This is a genomic window from Chryseobacterium sp. 2TAF14 (assembly GCF_052115105.1).
Lineage (GTDB): Bacteria > Bacteroidota > Bacteroidia > Flavobacteriales > Weeksellaceae > Chryseobacterium.
Map to the genome: position 1 here is coordinate 1 of NZ_JBFRGA010000251.1, position 3,094 is coordinate 3,094.

Consider the following 3,094-nt stretch of genomic DNA (forward strand, 5'->3'; position numbering starts at 1 on the left):
GTCTTTGCTAAGTGAAACGCCTTTGTGAACGAAAAATATGCTGTAAGTGATGAAAAAAAAATCTTTGCGGACTTTGCGTTAAAAAAATCTTCTCCAACAAATTTCAAAACTCACTGAAATGCTGAAATTTGTATCTTAAAATCTAAAATGTAATTTGTATTTTTGCCGAATGATTAAAAAAGTCATTTTTATTTTTGTTTCGATGTTGGTTATTTCGTGCGGAAAAGAGGCTACTCCAAAGCCATATGGCGAGTTGAGATTAGAATATCCTGCACCAAAATATCATAAGTTTGAGCCCAATTGTCTGTATTCTTTTGAAGTTTCAGATTATTCTAAAATTTATGATGCAAAGAAACCTTGTTGGTATTATCTGAACTATCCGAAAATGAAGGCGAAGATTTTCCTGACGTACTATCCGATTAATAATGATTTTGCACAGCAGATTCAAGAAACCGAAAAAATGGTTTACAAACATACGGTAAAGGCAAGCTCTATCGATACAAAATCTTTCGAATATCCCGAAAAAAAAGTATATGGAAACTTTTATGAGCTGAAAGGTCAGGCTGCATCAAACCTTCAGTTTTACGCAACTGACAGTACAAAGCATTTCGTGACAGGATATTTATATTTCAACTCAAGACCAAAACCAGATTCTTTAGCTCCTGCAATCGATTATATTAAAAAAGATATGATGCATTTGCTAGATACTTTTGAATGGAAAAAATAAATTTAAAATAGAATAAAATACATATGAAATCGCAAGATTAGATATGATCATAAAAAATAAATAAAAAATACATATGACATCGGTAGATTGCATATGACAATTAAAAATAAATAAAAAATACATATGAAACTTTTAGTCGTAGGAAGCGTGGCATTTGATGCAATCGAGACGCCGTTTGGGAAAACAGATAAAATTTTAGGTGGAGCAGCTACATATATTGGGATCACATCTTCTATTTTGGGAGTAAAATCTGGAATTGTATCTGTAGTTGGAGGTGATTTCCCACAAGAATACCTTGATAAATTTAACAATAGAGACGTAAATATTGAAGGAATTGAAATTGTAAAAGAAGGCAAAACATTTTTCTGGGCAGGTAAATATCATAATGATTTAAATACAAGAGATACTTTAGCAACTGAAGTAAATGTTTTGGAAAACTTTGATCCAAAAATTCCTGATTCGATGCAAGATGCAGAGATTTTGCTATTAGGAAACCTTCACCCGGGAGTTCAGCTTTCAGTTCTTGAAAAAATGAATCAGCGTCCTAAATTGGTTATTTTAGATACGATGAATTTCTGGATGGATTCCGCAATGGATGTTTTAAAAGATATGATTGCTAAAACAGACGTTATCAGCATTAACGATGAAGAAGCAAGACAGCTTTCCGGAGAATATTCTTTGGTAAAAGCGGCTAAAAAAATCCACACAATGGGACCTGATTATGTAATCATCAAAAAAGGTGAACATGGTGCTTTGTTGTTCCATGATAATAAAATATTCGCCATTCCTGCGCTTCCTTTGGAAGAAGTTTTTGATCCTACCGGAGCGGGAGATACTTTTGCAGGTGGTTTTGCAGCGTATTTAGCTAAAAAAGGGAAATTCGATTTTGAAACCATGAAGTCTGCATTGATTGTAGGTTCTGCAATGGCATCTTTCACAGTAGAAAAATTCGGAACAGAAAGAATTGAGGAAGTAAACGAAGCTGATATTTCCGGCAGATTGAAACAATTTAAAGAATTGACAACTTTTAACGTCGAATTGCAATAAATCATCTCTTTTTAAGAAATATTTATAATAAAAAATTGAGTGCAATTCATTTAGAATTCTAAATTTGCAACTTGTTTAAAACAGTATAATGATAAATAAACTAAAAATCACTTTCCTTCTTGCAGTTTTCGCGATGTTATTCTCAGGAAACATTAATGCTCAATTAAAGAAAGGTCAGTTGGTAGACGGTATTGCGGCAGTAATTGGTGATGAGATCGTTTTGGAATCTGATGTGGAAGAGCAGATGAATTACGGGAAACAGCAAGGGGCCTCAACAACCGACAGATGTGAGTTTTTGGAAAACTTAATCAATAATAAACTTCTGGTTTATGAAGCTAAAAGAGATACTTTGATTGAAAACCGTTCTGCGGCGATTAAAGATCAGGCAAATGCAAAGTACAACCAGTTGCTTTCCCAATTTCCGGATGAAAAAACGATGCTTGCTGCGTACAAGTTCAGGAATCAGTATGAGATGAAAAATGCCATCGAAAAAATTGATACTGATCAATATTACGGACAGGCAAAATTTCAGAGAATTACAGAAAAAGCCGATGTTACTCCAAACGAAGTGACCGATTTCTTCAACATGTATAAATCTCAGCTTCCTGAAATAAAAGACGAGGTTTCTCTTTCTCAGATTATGATGTTTCCTAAATTAACAGAAGCTCATAAAGAGGAATTGATTAGTAAGCTTAAAAAAATTAAAGCCGATATTTTAGCCGGAGAAAGCTTTGAAAGCCAGGCAAGAATTTATTCTGAAGATCCGGGAACTGCTCCAAATGGTGGTTTGATGAAAAATATCTTTAAAGGACAAATGGTAAAACCATTCGAAGCTGCAGCATTAAACCTGCAGGAAGGTGAAATTTCAGACCCAGTAGAATCTGAATTTGGATATCACATTATTCAGTTAGTGAAAAAATCTGGTAAAGCGTATGATGCAAGACATATTCTTTTGATGGCAACGCCTACAGATGCGGAAATTACAACTGCAAAACAAAAATTAGACAGCATCAGAACTTTAATCTTAAGTGAAAAGATGAGCTTTAAAGATGCTGCGTTTAAGTTTTCGGATGATAAAAGAACAAAATTCAATGCTGGTGTTATTACCGGTGGAGACGGTTCTAATAAAATTGAAAGAGAAAGCGTTCCGGGCGTAATCAGCTATGAGCTTGCAGGTCTTAATAAAAATGATATTACTACCGCTTTTGATGATGAAGACGAAAGAAAAAGAAAAGTGGTAAAAATCATTAAAATTGAAGACGTTATTCCTTCACACCAGATCACTCTTGAAACAGATTACGACAGAATAAAGCAGATGGC

The 3,094-nt window shown here is 34.1% G+C and carries 3 protein-coding genes; all 3 read left to right on the top strand.

Going from position 1 to position 3,094, the window contains the following annotated elements:
* Positions 1–169 precede the first annotated feature (169 nt).
* Positions 170–727: a gliding motility lipoprotein GldD gene (gldD, locus tag AB4Y90_RS16935; RefSeq protein ID WP_441558741.1), complete on the top strand. Its 558-nt coding sequence runs from the start codon at positions 170–172 to the stop codon at positions 725–727.
* A gap of 123 nt (positions 728–850) precedes the next feature.
* Positions 851–1,774, top strand: a complete 924-nt coding sequence (locus AB4Y90_RS16940) for a PfkB family carbohydrate kinase (protein ID WP_441558742.1) — start codon at positions 851–853, stop codon at positions 1,772–1,774.
* Positions 1,775–1,862: 88 nt separating this feature from the next.
* A partial coding sequence (locus tag AB4Y90_RS16945; RefSeq protein WP_441558743.1) for a peptidylprolyl isomerase occupies positions 1,863–3,094 on the top strand: 1,232 nt, incomplete at its 3' end.